17 protein-coding genes are annotated in these 17195 nt (G+C 67.7%); 5 read left to right on the top strand and 12 right to left on the bottom strand.

Annotated elements, in window-relative coordinates; all coding sequences use genetic code 11:
- Positions 1-12: 12 nt before the first annotated feature.
- From ACP699_RS00900 to rpsA, 9 genes are all read right to left on the bottom strand, one after another.
- Positions 13-1230: an MFS transporter gene (locus tag ACP699_RS00900; protein WP_082531436.1), complete on the bottom strand. Its 1218-nt coding sequence runs from the start codon at positions 1228-1230 to the stop codon at positions 13-15.
- Entirely contained in the window at positions 1227-1826 is a 600-nt protein-coding gene (gene coaE / locus ACP699_RS00895) for a dephospho-CoA kinase (RefSeq protein WP_426168395.1), read from the bottom strand. Before coaE ends, ACP699_RS00900 begins: the two co-directional genes overlap by 4 nt.
- Before the next feature lie 32 nt (positions 1827-1858).
- Positions 1859-2350, bottom strand: a complete 492-nt coding sequence (locus ACP699_RS00890) for a CoA-binding protein (protein WP_055869131.1) — start codon at positions 2348-2350, stop codon at positions 1859-1861.
- Between the two features lie 86 nt (positions 2351-2436).
- Positions 2437-3741 carry an O-acetylhomoserine aminocarboxypropyltransferase/cysteine synthase family protein gene (locus ACP699_RS00885; protein WP_055872354.1) on the bottom strand — a complete coding sequence of 435 codons (1305 nt, stop codon included), beginning with the start codon at positions 3739-3741 and terminating at the stop codon, positions 2437-2439.
- Complete coding sequence (acs, locus tag ACP699_RS00880) at positions 3738-5747, bottom strand: acetate--CoA ligase (protein WP_055872353.1); 2010 nt, start codon at positions 5745-5747, stop codon at positions 3738-3740. Before acs ends, ACP699_RS00885 begins: the two co-directional genes overlap by 4 nt.
- Positions 5738-6598 (bottom strand): ABC transporter permease, encoded by an 861-nt coding sequence (locus ACP699_RS00875; RefSeq protein WP_426168390.1) that lies wholly within the window; start codon positions 6596-6598, stop codon positions 5738-5740. Before ACP699_RS00875 ends, acs begins: the two co-directional genes overlap by 10 nt.
- Positions 6595-7635 (bottom strand): aliphatic sulfonate ABC transporter substrate-binding protein, encoded by a 1041-nt coding sequence (locus ACP699_RS00870; RefSeq protein WP_426168387.1) that lies wholly within the window; start codon positions 7633-7635, stop codon positions 6595-6597. Before ACP699_RS00870 ends, ACP699_RS00875 begins: the two co-directional genes overlap by 4 nt.
- On the bottom strand, positions 7632-8480 hold the full coding sequence (locus ACP699_RS00865; RefSeq protein WP_426168384.1) for an ABC transporter ATP-binding protein: 849 nt from the start codon (positions 8478-8480) through the stop codon (positions 7632-7634). Before ACP699_RS00865 ends, ACP699_RS00870 begins: the two co-directional genes overlap by 4 nt.
- Before the next feature lie 142 nt (positions 8481-8622).
- Entirely contained in the window at positions 8623-10077 is a 1455-nt protein-coding gene (gene rpsA / locus ACP699_RS00860) for a 30S ribosomal protein S1 (protein WP_017830264.1), read from the bottom strand.
- A gap of 239 nt (positions 10078-10316) precedes the next feature.
- On the opposite strand from rpsA, the gene ACP699_RS00855 reads away from it, so the two are divergent.
- Entirely contained in the window at positions 10317-10865 is a 549-nt protein-coding gene (locus ACP699_RS00855; protein ID WP_426168381.1) for a hypothetical protein, read from the top strand.
- 215 nt (positions 10866-11080) lie between these two features.
- Positions 11081-11677, top strand: coding sequence for a hypothetical protein (locus ACP699_RS00850; RefSeq protein ID WP_426168378.1), 597 nt, complete (start codon positions 11081-11083; stop codon positions 11675-11677).
- Between the two features lie 15 nt (positions 11678-11692).
- Here ACP699_RS00850 and ACP699_RS00845 read toward each other — a convergent pair whose 3' ends face one another.
- Complete coding sequence (locus ACP699_RS00845) at positions 11693-12418, bottom strand: hypothetical protein (RefSeq protein ID WP_426168375.1); 726 nt, start codon at positions 12416-12418, stop codon at positions 11693-11695.
- A gap of 89 nt (positions 12419-12507) precedes the next feature.
- Between ACP699_RS00845 and ACP699_RS00840 the strand changes: the two genes are divergently transcribed.
- Positions 12508-13446 carry a 5'-3' exonuclease gene (locus ACP699_RS00840; protein WP_426168373.1) on the top strand — a complete coding sequence of 313 codons (939 nt, stop codon included), beginning with the start codon at positions 12508-12510 and terminating at the stop codon, positions 13444-13446.
- A gap of 18 nt (positions 13447-13464) precedes the next feature.
- Here ACP699_RS00840 and ACP699_RS00835 read toward each other — a convergent pair whose 3' ends face one another.
- Positions 13465-14451 carry a PHP domain-containing protein gene (locus tag ACP699_RS00835; protein ID WP_200935122.1) on the bottom strand — a complete coding sequence of 329 codons (987 nt, stop codon included), beginning with the start codon at positions 14449-14451 and terminating at the stop codon, positions 13465-13467.
- A gap of 2 nt (positions 14452-14453) precedes the next feature.
- The gene (trpD, locus tag ACP699_RS00830) at positions 14454-15524 is read right to left on the bottom strand and encodes an anthranilate phosphoribosyltransferase (RefSeq protein WP_017830258.1); all 1071 of its coding nucleotides are present in this window, start codon (positions 15522-15524) and stop codon (positions 14454-14456) included.
- 288 nt (positions 15525-15812) lie between these two features.
- Here trpD and ACP699_RS00825 point away from each other — a divergent pair, with 288 nt between their 5' ends.
- The gene (locus ACP699_RS00825) at positions 15813-16370 is read left to right on the top strand and encodes an aa3-type cytochrome oxidase subunit III (protein WP_226533298.1); all 558 of its coding nucleotides are present in this window, start codon (positions 15813-15815) and stop codon (positions 16368-16370) included.
- 20 nt (positions 16371-16390) lie between these two features.
- Entirely contained in the window at positions 16391-17194 is an 804-nt protein-coding gene (locus ACP699_RS00820) for a cytochrome bc1 complex diheme cytochrome c subunit (RefSeq protein WP_151486697.1), read from the top strand.
- Position 17195 lies beyond the last annotated feature (1 nt).

Here is a 17195-nt window from a genome sequence, read left to right as displayed (position 1 = left end):
GACGAGATGTGCTCAGGCAGATGACTGGCCGCTCGACGCGCCGCGCAGTGCGGAGAAGGCCGCGAGAGCGGCGGCCGCGCACATCGCGACGATGACGGCGACGAACCACCCCCAGCTCGCGGCCCCGAACACGAGACCGAGCATCCAGCCGAACAGACTCGATCCCGCGTAGTAGGCGAAGTAGTAGAGGGACGAAGCCTGCGCCCTGCTGGCAGGACCGGCAGCGACAGGTGTCCATCCGGAGGCGATGGCATGGGCTCCGAAGAATCCAGCGGTGAAGAGCACGAGCCCCGGCAGCACGATCGCCACCATCGGCACCAGCAGCAGAACCGCGCCCGCGGCCATCACACCGATCGAGGAGAGGAGTACAGGGAAGCGTCCGATCCGCGAGGCGAGCGCGCCGGCCCACGGAGAGGAGGCGGTGCCTGCCAGATAGGCCAGGAAGAGCAGCGGCACCAACCAGGCCGGCAGGGCGAACGGCTCGGCCGAGAGATGGAAGCCGAGGTAGTTGTACACCGCGACGAAGGCCCCCATGAGCAGGAAGCCCTGTGCATACAGCGCCCATTGCAGCGACGAGCGCAACGGCGCGCGGAGCTTCTCCAGGATGCCGGGACCGCGGTCCACCCGCAGGCGTCCGGGGACGAACCCTCTGGCGCGGGGCGTGAGCCAGAGGAACAGTGCAGCAGCCAGCGCGCACATCAGCGCGACGGAGAGGATTCCGGCACGCCATCCGCCCACTTCCCCGACGATCCCCGACGCGATGCGGCCGAGGAGTCCGCCTACTGTGGTTCCGGCGATGTAGCTCCCTGCGGCTGCGGCGGCGTGGCGTGCCTCGACCTCCTCGCTGAGGTAGGCCAGGGCCACAGCCGGCACGGCGCCCAGTGCCACTCCCTCCGCGAATCGGAGGGACAGCAGCGTGATGATCTCGCCGCTCAACGGCGCGGAGAGCCCCAGCACCGTCGCCGTGAGAACGCCCGTGGCCATCGCCGGCACCCGACCGATGCGATCGGCCACGACCGACCAGGGGATGACGGCCAGTGCCAGACCGAGGGTGGCCGCCGACACGCTCAGGGCCGCCGTGGCCGGGCTGACGGAGAGGTCGGACGAGATCTGCGGCAGGACGGCCTGGGCGGAGTACAGCTGCGCGAACGTCGCGATGCCTGCGAAGAAGAGGCCGACGATCAGACGCCGATACTCGCGCGAACCCGGCGCGTGACCGGAGAAGGTCACTGTTCGCTGATCCGCTCCCAGAGGGCGTCCGTCTGCTCGAGCGTGCGCTCCAGGGTGTCGGAGGTATCGATCACGACATCGGCGATCGCGAGGCGGCGGTCATCGGAGACCTGGGCGTCGATCCGGTCCTGCGCCGCGCTCTCGTCCATGCCGCGCAGGTCGACGAGCCGCTGCCGACGCAACGCTGCAGGAGCGTGCGCGACCACGATGAGATCCCACGGGTCGTCCACCCGAGCCTCGACGAGGAGGGGCACGTCGTAGACGACGACGGCTTTCGCGTCGTCGGCGAGGGCGGCATCGAAACGCCGCTGCGATTCCTCGCGCACCGCAGGATGCACGATCGCGTTCAGCCGCGCGAGGAGGCCGGCATGGCCGAATACCTTCGCCCCCAGCGCGGCTCTGTCGAGGGAGCCGTCCGGTGCGATGACGGCGGCGCCGAAGGCCTCCGAGATCCTCGCGAGGACCGGCGATCCGGGCGACTGCACGTCCCGCACGATCTGATCTGCATCGACGATCACGGCACCGTGCTCTGCCAGGCGCCGGGCTATGGTCGACTTCCCGGAGGCGATGCCGCCGGTGAGGGCGATGAGGGGCATGCCGCCAGTCTAGGCGTCGTCGAGATCGTGTCTCATCGGGCGAGCAGCTGACGGCGCGAGCTGATCACGCCGGTGTCGAAGCCAGCCAGATGCAGTCCGCCGTGGAATCGCGCGTGCTCGATCTTGATGCAGCGGTCCATGACCACCGAGAGACCGGCACCCTCGGCGATCGCTGCCGCGTCCTCGTTCCACGACCCGAGCTGCAGCCACAGCGTCTGCGCCCCCACCTCGATGGCTTCCTGGGCGACGCCGGGAAGGTCGTCATGACGACGGAACACGTCGACGATGTCGGGCACCACTGGCAGGTCGCGCAAGGTCGCGTAGACGGGCTGTCCGAGGATCTCGGTCTCGCGCGGGTTCACCAGGTACACGTCGTAGGCCGTGCTGGAGAGCAGATACGTCGCCACGAAGTACGACGCGCGTGCGGGGTTGTTGGACGCTCCGACGATCGCGATCGACTTCGCGCGTCGCAGCAGTCCGAAGCGCTCCTGCTGGGTCGGCCCGATCCAGGTCCGCCCCGGCATCGTCGGCACCGCACCGGGGAGGGCGCAGGCCGCAGCATCATCCGTCACGGAGGGCAGCGCGCACGCATCGCCCGAGGTGGTCGCGCTCATCGGTTCGCTCCTGTCGCCGCGGTGAGGGCCTGATCGAGGTCCCAGACGATGTCCTCGGCATCTTCCAGTCCGACCGAGATGCGGATCAGGTCCGGACGCACACCCGCGGCGACGAGCTGCTCCTCGGTGAGCTGGCGGTGCGTCGTCGAGGCCGGGTGGATCACCAGGGTGCGGGCATCGCCGATGTTCGCGAGGTGTGAGGCGAGCTGCAGGTTCTCGATCAGGCTCTCCCCCGCCGCTCGACCCTCCGGCGACGCGACTCCGAAGGCGAAGACGGAACCGGGTCCGAGCGGCAGGTACTTGGCCGCGCGGTCATGATGCGGATGCCCTTCGAGCCCTGCCCAGGTCACGTACGCCACGCGCGGGTCGGAGGCGAGCCAATCGGCGACGATGCGAGCGTTCGCGAGGTGCGCGTCGATGCGCTGCGGAAGGGTCTCGATCCCCTGGAGCAGATTGAACGCCGACTGCGGACTGAGCGCGGGACCGATGTCACGCAGCTGTTCGGAGCGGAGCTTGGTGAGGAACCCGTACTCGCCGAAGTTGTCCCACCATTTGATGCCGCCGTACGAGTCGACGGGTTCGGTCATCTGCGGGAACTTGCCGTTGCCCCAGTCGAACGTGCCCTTCTCGATGACGACGCCGCCGAGCGTGGTGCCGTGCCCGCCGAGGAACTTCGTCACGGAGTGGATGACGATGTCGGCGCCGTGTTCGAGAGGACGCGCGAGGTAGGGGGTCGCCAGCGTCGCATCGACCACGAGCGGCACACCCGCCGCGTGGGCGACGGCGGCGAGCCCCTCGATGTCGGCGATCTCACCCGACGGATTGCCGATCATCTCGACGTAGACGACCTTCGTCTCCGGGCGGATCGCGGCGGCGAAATCGGCCGGGTCCGTCGAGGCGACGAACGTGGTCTCCACGCCGAAGCGGCGCAGCGTGACATCCAGCTGAGTGATCGTTCCGCCGTACAGCTGCGCAGCGGCGACGACGTGATCGCCCGCGCCGACCAGAGCGGCGAACGTGATGAATTCCGCGCTCATGCCCGAGGCCGTGGCGACGGCGCCGATGCCGCCTTCGAGCGACGCGAGGCGCTCCTCCAGAGCGGCGACCGTGGGGTTCCCGATCCGGGAGTAGATGTTGCCGTACTTCTGCAGGGCGAAGAGGTTGCCGGCGTCCGCCGCGTCGTCGAAGACGAACGACGTCGTCTGGTAGATCGGCACGGCCCTCGCACCGGTGGAGGCGTCGGGGGTTCCACCGGCGTGAAGTGCTCTGGTGCGAAATCCGAAGCGATGTTCTTCCGTCATGATGTCCTCAGTTCAGCGGCGGCGAGCACGTCGGCGATCTCATCGACGGCCCAGGGGTTCTGCAGCGACGTCGTGTCTCCCAGCGGCTGGGCTTCGCGACCGGCCCGTCGATCCTGCTCGGCTTCCCACAACTGCGCCAGGAGTCGTCGCATGATCTTGCCCGACCGGGTCTTGGGCAGATCGGGCACGACCACGATGTGCTGGGGCTTTGCAACGGGACCGATCGACTGCGCGACCTGAGCGCGAAGGTCGGCCGGATTCACGTCGGCACGACCGGAAGGCGTCACGAAAGCCACGACGGCCTGACCGGTGACGGGGTCGGAGACCCCGGCGGAGCCCGCCTCGCCGACCGTGTCGTGTGCGACGAGGGCCGACTCGATCTCGATCGTGGAGAGCCGGTGTCCCGAGACGTTGACGACGTCGTCGAGGCGACCGAGGATCCAGATGTACCCGTCAGCGTCCCTGGTCGCGCCATCACCGGCGACGTAGAAGCCGCCGAAGCGTCCGTGACCGGAGAATGCCGACCAGTACGCGTCGCGATAGCGCACCGGGTCGCCCCAGACGGTGCGGGCCATCCCGGGCCACGGGCGGCGGATGACGAGTGTCCCCGAGCGACCGGGTGCCACCTCGATCCCGTCGGCGTCGACCACCGCGGCGTCGATCCCCGGCAGCGGCACCGAGGCCGAACCGGGCTTGAGCCGCGTGACGCCCGGCAGCGGGGCGATCATCGCGGCGCCGGTCTCCGACTGCCACCACGTATCGATCACCGGCAGCTCGTCACGGCCGAAGTTCTGCCGGAACCAGATCCAGGCCTCGGGGTTGATGGCCTCGCCGACCGTTCCGAGCAGTCGAAGGGTCGACAGGTCGTGGCCGCCCGGCAGCTCGGCGCCGAACCACGTCATGAAGGTGCGGATCAGCGTGGGTGCCGTGTAATACACGGTGACCCCGTACCGTTCGATGATCTCGAGATGGCGCTCCCGATGCGGCGAATCCGGCGTCCCCTCGTAGATGACCTGGGTGAGCCCGTTCGAGAGCGGGCCGTAGATCTCGTAGGTGTGCGCGGTGACCCAGGCGAGGTCTGCCGTGCACCAGTGCACGTCGTCCGGCTTCGCGTCGAAGTGCGCCCAGTGCGCCCAGCTCGCCTGCGTGAGATACCCTCCCGCGGTGTGCACGAGCCCCTTCGGCTTCCCGGTGGTGCCGGAGGTGTAGATGATGAAGAGGGGATGCTCGGCGTCGAACGCCTGGGCCTCGTGGGTAGACGGCGCGGTGTCGACCACGTCGTGCCACCAGAGATCGCGCCCGTCGGTCCACGGCACGTCCTGACCGGTGCGCCGAAGCACGAGCACGTGCTCGAGGTCGGGAAGACCGGCCGCCGCGACGTCGGCCGTGGTCTTGACCACGGTGGCGACGCCGCGACGATACTGCCCGTCGCTCGTCACCAGCAGCTTCGCGCCGGTGTCTTCGAGGCGGAAGCGTACGGCCTCGGCCGAGAATCCGCCGAACACCAGCGAATGCACGGCACCGATCCGGGCGCAGGCGAGCGTGATGACGATCGTCTCCACGAGAACGGGGAGATAGATCACGACGCGGTCGCCCGGTTCGATGCCGAGCGCGACGAGGGCGTTGGCGGCGCGGGAGACCCGCTGCTGCAGGTCGGAATAGGTCACCGCGACGCGGTCGCCCGGCTCGCCCTCGAAGTGCAGGGCCACCCTGTCTCCGTGGCCGGCATCGACGTGTCGATCGATGCAGTTCGCGGCCACGTTGAGCCTGCCGCCGACGAACCAGCGGGCTGCAGGAACCGCGTCGCCGATCGGCGGCTCCCACTCATGGGCGGTATGCCACGGCTCCGACCAGTCGAGGCGGCGGGCAGCATCCTCCCAGAACGCGACGGGATCTGCTGCCGCGCGCGCATAGGCTTCCCCCGTGACGTTCGCGTGCGGGAACTCGTTCGAGGGCTCGTAGACGCGTGTCTCGTGCAGCCGGGCCTCCGTCACGCTCACACCCATCGTCGGAGCAGGTACTTCTCCACCAGCACGAGGAGGCCGTTGGTGAGGGTGCCCAGCAGTGCCAGCAGAACGATCGAGAGCAGGATGCGGTCGACCCGGCCGCTGTTCTGGGAATCGGTCAGCAGGAAGCCGAGGCCCATGGACGACGCGATGAGCTCGGCGGCGACGAGGAACAGCCACGCCTGGGCGAGCGCGAGGCGAAGGCCGGAGATGACGGAGGGCACGACGGCGGGCAGTTGCACGATGCGGAACAGCGACCATCCGCGCAGGCTGAACGATCGTCCGGCCTCGACGAGCTGCGGATCGACATGACGCAGCGCCGAGGCGACCGTGGTGTAGACGGGGAAGAACGCCCCGATCACGATGAGCGTGACCTTGGACTCCTCGCCGATCTGCATCCAGAGGATCAGCAGCGGCACCCAGGCGAGCGAGGGCACCGCACGGACGGCGGCGAGCGTCGGGCTGAGCAGCACGTCTCCCAGCCGCGACAGCCCCACCACGCCGGCCACGGCGAGCCCGATCACGGATCCGATCGCGAATCCGAGCAGCACGCGCTGCACGGAGATGGCGATGTGCGTCCAGAGCTGCCCGCTCTGCGCCAGCTCGACACCGGCCCGGAAGACAGAGGCGGGTGTGGGAAGACGGTACGACGGAATCGCTCCGTTCGTCGTCACGACCTGCCAGACGATCACGATGATCGCCGGCAGTACGAGCCCGGCGATGATCCGCGCCGCGGGTCGATCCCACGTGCGCCGAACGACGGGGTCAGGGCGCCGGAGCTCTCCCCTGGCGAAGTCGAGGGCGTCTTGCGAGTCCGCAGGGACGATCACCCTCTGGTCGAGATCGCTCACTCGCCGTCGACCGCCTTCTTGGCGAACGTGTCGTTCACGATCGACGACAGTGCCTTGTCGACGGATTCCTTGCCGCCCTGCACGTCGCCGGACTCCACGAGCACGGGAGCGATCTTCTCGAGCACGGCGACCTGGTCGTCTCCGGGGATCCCGCTCACGTCGAGATTCGAGCGCTCCTCGATCACGGTGGTGGCGATCCCGATGTCGATGCCGGCGACCTCGGCGAGAAGCGCCGCGGTCTTGTCGGGGTTCTTGAGCGCCCACTCACGGGCCTGCTCGTACGCGTCGACGACGGCCTGCGCCAGGTCGGGGTGGTTCGTGATGAACTCCTCGGTCGCATTGAGGAAGCCGTACGTGTTGAAGTCGACGTTGCGGTAGATGAGCTTGTCGCCGGACTCCGCCTCGGCCGCGGCCATGATCGGATCGAGACCCGACCACGCGTCGACCGAACCACCGTCGAGAGCGGCACGGCCGTCGGCGTGCTGAAGGTTCTGCACCTCGACGTCGGACAGAGACAGACCGCCCTCTTCGAGCGCCTGCAGCAGGAAGAAGTACGGGTCGGTGCCCTTGGTGGCCGCGACGGAGGCGCCCTTGAGGTCTTCGATCGAGGTGATGTCGCTGTCGGGTCCGACGACGATCGCCGCCCACTCCGGCTGCGAGAAGATGTCGATGACCTGGATCGGCGAGCCGTTCGCCCGGGCCAGGAGCGCAGCCGATCCCGCCGTCGATCCGACATCGACCGACCCGGAGCGCAGCAGCTCGTTGGCCTTGTTCGAACCGGCGGACTGCACCCACTCGACGGTGACGTCGTCGCCGAGGATGTCTTCGAGGATGCCCTGGTCGCGGATCACGAGGCTCAGCGGGTTGTAGGTGGCGAAGTCGATCGAGAGCGTGTCGGATGACCATTCGGTCGTGCCGGACGTGGGCTTCGTGTCGGTGGCTGCGGCGTTCTCTCCGGCGACGCAGCCGGTGGCGACGAGCATCATCGTCCCGGCGATCGCGATCGCGGGGATGATTCGGCGGGTAGTGATGCTCATCGGTTCTCCTCGGCGGTGCGGTGGTGGGTGTCGACGCCGAGGCCTTCGAGGAGGTCGGCGCGCAGGTTGGCGAGGCCGCGATCGGCACGGTCTCGGGGGCGAAGGCCCGGCACGGTGATCGTGCGGGCGATGGAGGACTCGTCGGTGCCGGTTCCGTCCAGCGTGCGCAGCAGCAGCACACGGTCGGCGAGGTAGAGGGCCTCTTCCACGTCGTGGGTGACGAGGAGAACCGTGGTCGGCTCCGCGGCATGGATCTTCAGCAGCAGGTCGTGCATGCGCAGGCGGGTGAGTGCGTCGAGCGCTCCGAACGGCTCGTCGAGCAGGAGGACGCCGGGGTTGCGGGCGAGGGCCCTCGCGAGGGATGCGCGCTGCGCCATGCCGCCGGACACCTCGCGCGGGCGCTGGTCGGCGGCATGGTCGAGGCCGACCAGGTGCAGCAGCTCGCGCACGCGTTCACGACCGGCACGACGGGCGGTGCCGCGTGGCAGGCCGAGCTCGACGTTCTGGGCGATCGTGCGCCACGGGAGCAGTCGGGGCTCCTGGAATGCGACGGCCGTGCGTTCGTCGACGTCGGCGACGAGCGTGTCATCGAGGCGGATGCTGCCCCGTGTCGGTGCGTCCAGGCCGCCGACGAGGCGAAGCAGGGTCGACTTTCCGCACCCGGAGGGTCCGACCACGGCGACGATCTCGCCCGCGGAGATGTCGAGATCTACAGTGCGCAGCACGTCGCGGCGTCCGCTCGCCAGCGGAAACGATCGTTCGATTCCGTCGAGCCGGACCGCCTGCGCGGTCCCCCACGCCGTCGGGACGGCTGTGGTGCGCGGCGCGGGCAGCAAGGCGGTCATGTGCCCATGCTGGCCGAGTGGGTCGATTGCGGCGAATACGGGCGTAATGCTGCGTCACGCACGGGAATCCGTCACGCGGACATGCGAAACGGGCCGCCACACCCGCCCGAAGGCGAGGTGACGACCCGTTTCAGAATGCTGCTTACGCGTTGCCGCCCGAGAGCTTCTCGCGCAGAGCGGCGAGAGCCTCGTCGTCCGCGAGGGTGCCGGCGCCGGCAGCCTCGCTGGTGAAGGACTGGCCACCGAAGTCGTCTCCGGCCGCAGCCTCGGCCTCGGCCGCCTTGACGACCTGAGCCTTGTGCGCCTCCCAGCGAGCCTGGGCTGCAGCGTACTCCTGCTCCCATGCCTCGCGCTGGGCGTCGAAGCCTTCCTTCCACGCACCGGTCTCGGCGTCGAAGCCCTCCGGGTACTTGTACTCGCCGTTCTCGTCGTACTCGGCGAGCATGCCGTACAGGGCCGGGTCGAACTCGGTGCCGTTGGGGTCGACCGACTCGTTGGCCTGCTTCAGCGACAGCGAGATGCGACGACGCTCGAGGTCGATGTCGATGACCTTGACGAAGACCTCTTCGCCGACCGACACGACCTGCTCAGCCAGCTCGACGTGCTTGCTGGAGAGCTCGGAGATGTGGACGAGGCCCTCGATGCCGTCTGCGACGCGAACGAACGCACCGAACGGAACGAGCTTGGTGACCTTACCCGGCGTGACCTGACCGATCGCGTGGGTGCGGGCGAAGACCTGCCACGGGTCCTCCTGCGTCGCCTTCAGCGACAGGGAGACGCGCTCGCGGTCGAGGTCGACCTCGAGGATCTCGACGGTGACCTCCTGGCCAACCTCGACGACCTCGGAGGCGTGCTCGATGTGCTTCCAGGACAGCTCGGAGACGTGCACGAGGCCGTCCACGCCACCCAGGTCGACGAACGCACCGAAGTTGACGATCGACGAGACGACACCCTTGCGGACCTGACCCTTGTGCAGGTTGTTCAGGAACGTGGTGCGCGACTCCGACTGCGTCTGCTCGAGCAGCGCGCGGCGGCTCAGGACGACGTTGTTGCGGTTCTTGTCGAGCTCGAGGATCTTCGCCTCGATCTCCTGGCCGAGGTACGGCGTGAGGTCGCGGACGCGGCGCAGCTCGATGAGCGAAGCCGGGAGGAAGCCACGGAGGCCGATGTCGACGATGAGTCCACCCTTGACGACCTCGATGACCGTACCGGTGACGACGCCGTCGTTCTCCTTGATCTTCTCGACGTCTCCCCAGGCACGCTCGTACTGTGCGCGCTTCTTGGAGAGGATCAGACGGCCTTCCTTGTCCTCCTTCTGGAGAACGAGGGCCTCGACCAGATCGCCGACTGCGACGACCTCGTTGGGGTCGACGTCGTGCTTGATCGAGAGCTCACGCGAGGGGATGACACCCTCGGTCTTGTAGCCGACATCGAGGAGGACCTCATCGCGGTCGATCTTGACGATCGTGCCTTCGATGATGTCGCCGTCGTTGAAGAACTTCAGGGTCTTCTCGACCGCGGCCAGGAAGTCCTCAGCAGATCCGATGTCGTTGATGGCGACCTGCTTGGTGGCCGGGGCGGTCGTTGCGGTAGTCATGTAGTGGGTTGTCCTTGTTGAATGGAGACTCGGGCTGGGAGGCAACGGCCGCGCACGGCCGACTGCATGCTTCACAGCAGTTGGATTTTGGTTTTCTCGCCACGAGGGCACGCGTATGCACGCCACGAGTGACAGTTAACGCTATCAGAAGTTCCGACACTGCAGGAGTCGGATTCCCCCGAGCATCGCGCTGTGGATAACTCACACGGGCCGTCGACCCTCCGGGTTACCGTGACTGGGTGATCCCGCCGACAGCTTCCTCCGCCATTCCCCGTCGTTCCGGTGCGCTCATGATGGTCTCGATCGTCGTGATGCTCGCGGGCTGCGCGCCGACGCCCGAGCCGACACCCACCCCCACCGCGGCCTTCGCCTCGGAGGAAGAAGCCTTCGCCGCCGCAGAAGAGACTTTTCAGCACTACGCGGATGCGACCAACGAAACTGATCTCACCGACCCCAGCTCATTTGAACCCGTCTTTGCCTGGCTGGCGGGTGACGCCCTCTCTGCGGCGCGCGAAAACTACAGTCAGTTTTATGCTGCCGGGATCACTCGAAGCGGCGCTTCAACGTTTGACGCCTTCACTCCGATGGAGTACTCCGACGGGACGGTCACAGCACTTGTATGCCTTGATATCTCAGAGGTGACGTTGTCAAACGCGGACGGCACCTCGGCCGTTCCGCCGGACCGGCCCCCGCGTCAGGCGATCGAGGTGTTCTACGTCTCAGCCGAGACAGCGACGAGGCTCGCTATCTCGTCGACCACTCCCACAGAGAGCATCCAGTGCGAGTGATGTCACCATCACTCATTGCACTGGTCATACTCACAAGCGGCGTCGTGCACATCGGATCGCTCGATGCGCCACCGCCTCAAGCAGGGTTCGACGGAGCCTGGGCGTCAACCAGTGACCACACAGTCGTCATCTCCGGCACGCAAACCCAGACCTCGTCCGACGGCCCCCGCGACAGCGCGCCGCGCCCCGACTCCCCGTCCTTTCCCGCCTTCCCCGTGCACGAGTTCGACTTCGACTCATGTCTCGACGACTGGAACAGCTCCCGCGGCTGCTTCCGCACCGTCATCGATGAGGAACCGTCGTCACCGGGCACCGACTCTCCTGCGGCCCCGGCGATCACGATCGACGACCTCGCGCAGTTCGCTCCGGATCCGGTCGCGAACGAGGGCGAACCCGACAACGTCGGCGTGGCCGGGATGCCGACGAACTTCATCGCAGCGGCATCGGTGCACACGCGCTCTGGCACGCTTTTCGGCGCACCGCTCAGCGTGCGCTTCACTCCTGTCAGCTATGAGTTCGTGCACGGCGACGGCACGTCCGCCACCTCGAGCACAGGCGGACAGACGTGGTCGGCGCTCGGTCAATCACCGTTCACCCCCACTTCCACCAGCCATGTGTACAGCGAACGGGGCACGTACCAGGCGCACGTCACGGTCCGTTACGCCGCCGAAGTCGACCTCGGCGGCGGCTGGTTCCCGGTGGTCGGCGACCTCACGATTCCCGGCCCCGCGCGGGAGATACGCATCTTCGAGGCGCACACCGCGCTCGTGGCGTTCACCTGCGCGCAGCGACCGTCGGCACCCGGCTGCTGAGACGACGCACGCGGACTAACCCACGGCGGTCACGACGACCGGAGCACCGTCCGCATCCACATAGCCTTCCAGCGTCAGCTTCGCATCCGCGGGGACGCCCTCCGCCGGCACGAACGTGACCTGCGGAACCAGATCCATCGTGCAGACCTGGTTCGCGCTCGGCTCCAGCCGGACGATCCCCTCCGTCTCGCTGACGACTTCGACGGTTCCGGCGGCCGGCATACACGTCGACGACCCCCATGTCAGGATCGCGAGCTCGCGCTCATCGATCCACGTCGCCGCCGGTGTCTGCGGAGACATCCTGTCCGCAGGGATGATCTCTCCGTCCGCGAGGCCGGGCAGAGTGAGCTCGCTCTTCACGCCTGCCGCGTCGGTCACCGTCAGCTCCACCGGGCGTGAGGAATCGAACCCGGCCGGCAAGCCCATGTAGGTTCCGTGCGCGGTCTGTACGTCCGCACATGCCTCGTCCTCCCCGTCGACGAGCACGATCTCGAGCGACTGATCCCCCGCGACGATGTCGCCGATCTGCGGCACGCACGCATCGCCCCATGTCTTCAACACGAATGACGTTCCATCGAGCCACGCCGCCTTCGGGGCATATGACGAGTCTGAGGTGTTCGGATCGGACGTCGACTCCGGAACCGGAGAAGTTCCCGCCGACGTAGCGCATCCGGCCAGTGCCGCGGCGAGCACCACCCCGCCCAGGACGAGGGACGAGAACGTGCGAAGAGGAGCTTTCATACCCGTGAGTGTCCCCACCGAGCGGATCGTCTCAGTCTGCGACCGACAAGCGCCGGCCCGCGCCACATGCCCGTGCCAGACTGTCGTTCGTGACCGATCGCCTCATGCTGCTCGACACCGCCAGCCTCTACTTCCGTGCCTTCTACGGCGTCCCCGACAAGGTGACCGCACCGGACGGCTCGCCGATCAACGCGGCACGCGGTCTGCTCGACATCATCGCCAAGCTCGTCACGCTCTACGAGCCCACTCATGTGGTCGCCTGCTGGGACGACGACTGGCGCCCGCAGTGGCGCGTCGACCTCATCCCCAGCTACAAGACGCACCGCGTCGTCGAAGTCGTCGAGAGCGGGCCAGACGTCGAAGAGGTTCCCGACCCTCTCGAAGCCCAGATCCCCCTCATCCGCGAGACGCTCGCGGCGATCGGGATCCCCATCGTCGGGGTCGCGGAGCACGAGGCTGACGACGTGATCGGCACGCTCGCGACCACCGCGACGATGCCGGTCGACATCGTCACGGGTGACCGTGACCTGTTCCAGCTCGTCGACGACGCCCGCGACGTGCGGGTCATCTACACCGCACGCGGCATGAGCAACCTCGAGATCGTGACCGATGCGACGGTGGTCGCGAAGTACGGCGTGCTCCCCTCGCAGTACGCCGACTTCGCCACCATGCGCGGCGATGCCTCAGACGGACTCCCCGGGGTGGCCGGCGTCGGCGAGAAGACCGCGGCGACCCTGCTCCAGGCGCACGCCGATCTCGAGGGCATCCGTGCCGCCGCGGAGGCAGGCGAGGGCATGAGCGCCGGAGTGCGTGCGAAGCTGCTCGCGGCATCCGCCTACCTCGATGTCGCGCCGACGGTGGTGGCCGTCGCCACCTCCCTCCCCCTCACCGCACCCGACGTTCCGCTTCGAGTGCTCGACCCCGCAGAGGTGGACGCGGCCACGGCACTCGCGGAGAAGTGGAACCTCGGCGGCTCCATGACGCGTGCGGTCGCCGCGGTGTCCAACGCCGCGCTCAAAGCCGCCTGACAGGGCGACGGAGCGGGTCTACTCCGCCCAGGCGAGCAGACGCGAGAGCCCCCAGGTCGTCACGATCCGCGACGCGGGGATCCCCGCCCGCTCCGCGCGCTCGGCGCCGTGGTCCAGCAGTGAGAGCTGGCCGGGAGCATGAGCATCCGAATCGATGGAGAACAGGCATCCCGCCTCCAGGGCGATCGCGATCAGCTCATCCGGCGGATCCTGACGCTCAGGCCGGGAATTGATTTCGACGGCCACTCCGTTGTCGGCGCAGGCGGAGAAGACCGCTGCCGCATCGAACGCCGACTGCGGGCGCGTGCCCCGCTCGCCCTGTACGAGTCGACCTGTGCAGTGTCCGAGCACGTTCACCCTCGGGTGCGACACCGCGGCGATCATCCGCGCGGTCATCGGACGCGAGTCCATACGCAGCTTGGAGTGGACCGATGCCACGACGATGTCGAGCTCGGCGAGCAGGTTGTCTTCCTGATCGAGCGCCCCGTCTTCGAGGATGTCGACCTCGATGCCGGTGAGAAGGGTGAAACCGTCGCCGGATTCCGCACGCACGAGGGGCATCTGCTCGCGCAGCCGCTCCGCAGAGAGCCCTCTGGCCACCCGAAGGCGTGGCGAGTGATCCGTGATCGCTTGATACTCGTGCCCGAGGGCGCGTGCAGCAGCAGCCATCACCGAGAGCGGAGTCGTTCCATCGGACCAGTCGGTATGCGCGTGCAGGTCGCCGCGGAGCTTCGCGCGAAGCTCGGAGACGCGCTCGGGTTCGACATCTCCCCGCAGCTCGACGAGGTAGTCGGGAACCTGCCCCGCCTGGGCCTGACGGATCACCGCGAACGTCGACTCGCCGATGCCCCTCGCCGCACGCAGTCGGGTGGGATCGGCGCTGAGGTCGTCGGGAAGGTCCTGCAGTGTCGCCGCGGCCTGACGAAACGCCTTCGCTCGATACCGCGACGCCCGCTCGCGCTCCAGCAGAGAGGCGATCTCCAGCAGCGCGTCGACGGGGTCCACGGTCACTCCTTCGGAGCAGCCAGTTCGCGACTCACCGAGATCCACTGGTCGAGCTTCGCCAGGGCGCGACCGTCGTCGACCGCCGCCGACGCCTTGTCGTAGCCTTCACGCAGGCGCTCCAGGATCGGCCGCTGCACCTGAGTGGCATCCTGCGAGAGCTCGAAGGCGACGATGCCCGCCGCGGCGTTGAGCAGCACGATGTCACGCACGGCGCCGGTCTCCCCCGCCAAGGTGCGCCGGAGCACCTCCGCATTGTGCTGGGGCGAGCCGCCGATGAGGTCGGCGAGATCGGCGATCGGGATGCCGAGGTCGCGGGGGTCGAGGTCGTGCTCGTGGATGTCCCCGCGGGTGACCTCCCAGATGCGACTGTGTCCGGTGGTGGTGAGTTCGTCGAGTCCGTCATCGCCACGGAAGACGAGCGCCGTCGCACCACGGGTACGGAACACACCCGTGATCAGCGGGACGCGCTCGATCTGCGCGACGCCGACCGCGTTGGCCTCGGCACGAGCGGGGTTGCACAGCGGTCCGAGCATGTTGAAGACGGTCGGCACTCCCAGCTCCGCCCGCACGGGACCGGCGTGCTTGAAGCCCGGGTGGAAGGCTCCGGCCCAGGCGAAGGTGATGCCGGTGCGGTCGAGGATGGATGCGACGGCGGCAGGGTCGAGGGACAGCTCGAGCCCGAGGGCCCCCAGCACGTCGGAGGACCCGGAGGCGGAGCTCGCCGCGCGATTGCCGTGCTTGACCACGGGCACACCCGTCGCGCCGATGATGATCGCCGCCGTGGTCGAGACGTTCACCGTGCCGACTCGGTCACCACCGGTTCCGACGATGTCCAGCACGTCGGGTGAGACGGGAAGGGGAACCGCAGCCTCGAGGATCGCATCGCGGAAGCCGACGATCTCGTCGATCGTCTCCCCCTTCGCACGGAGGGCTACGAGGAAGCCCGCCAACTGCGCTTCGGTGACGCCTCCCTGCATGATCTGACGCATCGCCCACGTGGACTCCCACACACTGAGATCACGGCGCTCCAGCAGAGAGGTGAGCACGTCGGACCAGGTCAGGGAATCAGCCATGTGTGCGATCCTATCGGCGCAGAGAAAACATGCAGATGCTTCCGAACACACGTGCACAGGGGCCTCACCCCTTGTTTCCCGCGGATTCACCGGGTATTCGCAGTGTTTTCTTAGGGTCCCCTAAGTCCAAGGCAGGCTATTCGAGGGCCGTCGGTGCAAGAATCACGCCCGCGGATCGGCCATAATGGAGGGGTGACGACCTCAGCGACGTATGCCCCGGCGGCGAGAACGATTAAGCGGCCCAACCCGGTAGCTGTCGGCACCATTGTGTGGCTCGGCAGTGAGGTGATGTTCTTCGCGGGACTCTTCGCGATCTACTTCACCCTCCGCAGCACCTCCCCGGAGCTGTGGGCAGACCGGACCGAGCTGCTGAACGTCCCGTTCGCCGCAGTGAACACTGCGATCCTCGTGCTCTCCTCGTTCACGTGCCAGATGGGCGTGTTCGCGGCGGAGGACCTGCAGCCCTACAAGATCGGCAAGGGACAGAAGAACGGCGCCGGACGCCGTCGCCTGTTCGGCTGGGGAATGGTCGAGTGGTTCTTCCTCACCTTCGCCCTCGGCGCGATCTTCGTCTCCGGCCAGGTCTGGGAGTACGCCCAGCTGGTCGCTGAAGGCATGCCGATCGGCGCCGACTCCTACGCTTCCGCGTTCTACCTGACGACCGGCTTCCACGCCCTGCACGTCACCGGTGGTCTGGTCGCGTTCCTGCTCGTCATCGGCCGTGCATACGCCGTCAAGAACTTCCGGCACAAGGAGGCGACCTCCTCGATCGTGGTGTCCTACTACTGGCACTTCGTCGACGTCGTCTGGATCGTGCTGTTCCTCGTTATCTACTTCCTGAAATAAGAGCGGAGCTGATCCCCGAGATGGCACGAGAGAAGAAGCGCCGTTCCGGCGGTCGTCGCAGCCCTTTGGCGGCAGCGGCGCTCATCGGAGCAGGCCTCATGATCACCGGCGCTGTATACGCCGGAGCGACCGCCGCGTTCGCTGCATCCGACACCCAGTCGGCCGCGACCTCGCAGCTGACCGTCGAAGACGGCGAGAAGCTGTTCACGGCCAACTGCGCCACCTGCCACGGTCTCGACCTGGAGGGAACGGCCAACGGCCCCAGCCTCTACGGCGTGGGCGAACTGGCAACCGAGTTCCAGCTGTCGACCGGTCGCATGCCCCTGCAGATGCAGGGACCGCAGGCACCGCAGAAGGCACCCCAGTTCACGGAGGACCAGATCCTCGCGATCTCGTCCTTCGTCCAGTCCGAGGCACCCGGCCCGACGTTCCCGTCGGACCACATCCTCGACGGCAAGGGTGACGTCTCCAAGGGCGCGGAGCTGTTCCGCGTCAACTGCGCGATGTGCCACAACGTGGCCGCCGCCGGTGGAGCGCTCACCGAGGGCAAGTACGCCCCCGGACTCAGCGAGACCAGCGCACTGCACATGTACGCGGCCATGGTCACCGGCCCGCAGAACATGCCTGTCTTCGGCGACATGAACCTGTCCGACGAAGACAAGCGCGACATCATCTCGGCGCTGCTCTTCCAGCAGCAGTCCGTGCAGATCGGCGGATTCTCGCTGGGCTCGCTCGGACCGGTCTCCGAGGGCCTGTTCGTGTGGATCTTCGGTATCGGCGCACTCGTCGCCGTCACCGTGTGGATCACGGCGAAGTCCAACTGAC

It is taken from the genome of Microbacterium sp. DWRC1-3 (assembly GCF_049896645.1).
GTDB lineage: Bacteria > Actinomycetota > Actinomycetes > Actinomycetales > Microbacteriaceae > Microbacterium > Microbacterium maritypicum.
Note: the sequence above shows the minus strand (reverse complement) of the source record. Positions and strands in the feature narration are given on the sequence as shown.

Excerpts from the sequence above, each read along its gene's own strand:
- ACP699_RS00885 (WP_055872354.1), bottom strand. The coding sequence starts at position 3,741 with ATGACGGAAGAACATCGCTTCGGATTTCGCACCAGAGCACTTCACGCC.
- ACP699_RS00870 (WP_426168387.1), bottom strand. The coding sequence starts at position 7,635 with ATGAGCATCACTACCCGCCGAATCATCCCCGCGATCGCGATCGCCGGG.
- rpsA (WP_017830264.1), bottom strand. The coding sequence starts at position 10,077 with ATGACTACCGCAACGACCGCCCCGGCCACCAAGCAGGTCGCCATCAAC.
- ACP699_RS00825 (WP_226533298.1), top strand. The coding sequence starts at position 15,813 with ATGTTCTTCGCGGGACTCTTCGCGATCTACTTCACCCTCCGCAGCACC.
- ACP699_RS00845 (WP_426168375.1), bottom strand. The coding sequence starts at position 12,418 with ATGAAAGCTCCTCTTCGCACGTTCTCGTCCCTCGTCCTGGGCGGGGTG.
- ACP699_RS00820 (WP_151486697.1), top strand. The coding sequence starts at position 16,391 with ATGGCACGAGAGAAGAAGCGCCGTTCCGGCGGTCGTCGCAGCCCTTTG.
- ACP699_RS00865 (WP_426168384.1), bottom strand. The coding sequence starts at position 8,480 with ATGACCGCCTTGCTGCCCGCGCCGCGCACCACAGCCGTCCCGACGGCG.
- ACP699_RS00890 (WP_055869131.1), bottom strand. The coding sequence starts at position 2,350 with ATGCCGGGGCGGACCTGGATCGGGCCGACCCAGCAGGAGCGCTTCGGA.
- coaE (WP_426168395.1), bottom strand. The coding sequence starts at position 1,826 with ATGCCCCTCATCGCCCTCACCGGCGGCATCGCCTCCGGGAAGTCGACC.
- trpD (WP_017830258.1), bottom strand. The coding sequence starts at position 15,524 with ATGGCTGATTCCCTGACCTGGTCCGACGTGCTCACCTCTCTGCTGGAG.
- acs (WP_055872353.1), bottom strand. The coding sequence starts at position 5,747 with ATGGGTGTGAGCGTGACGGAGGCCCGGCTGCACGAGACACGCGTCTAC.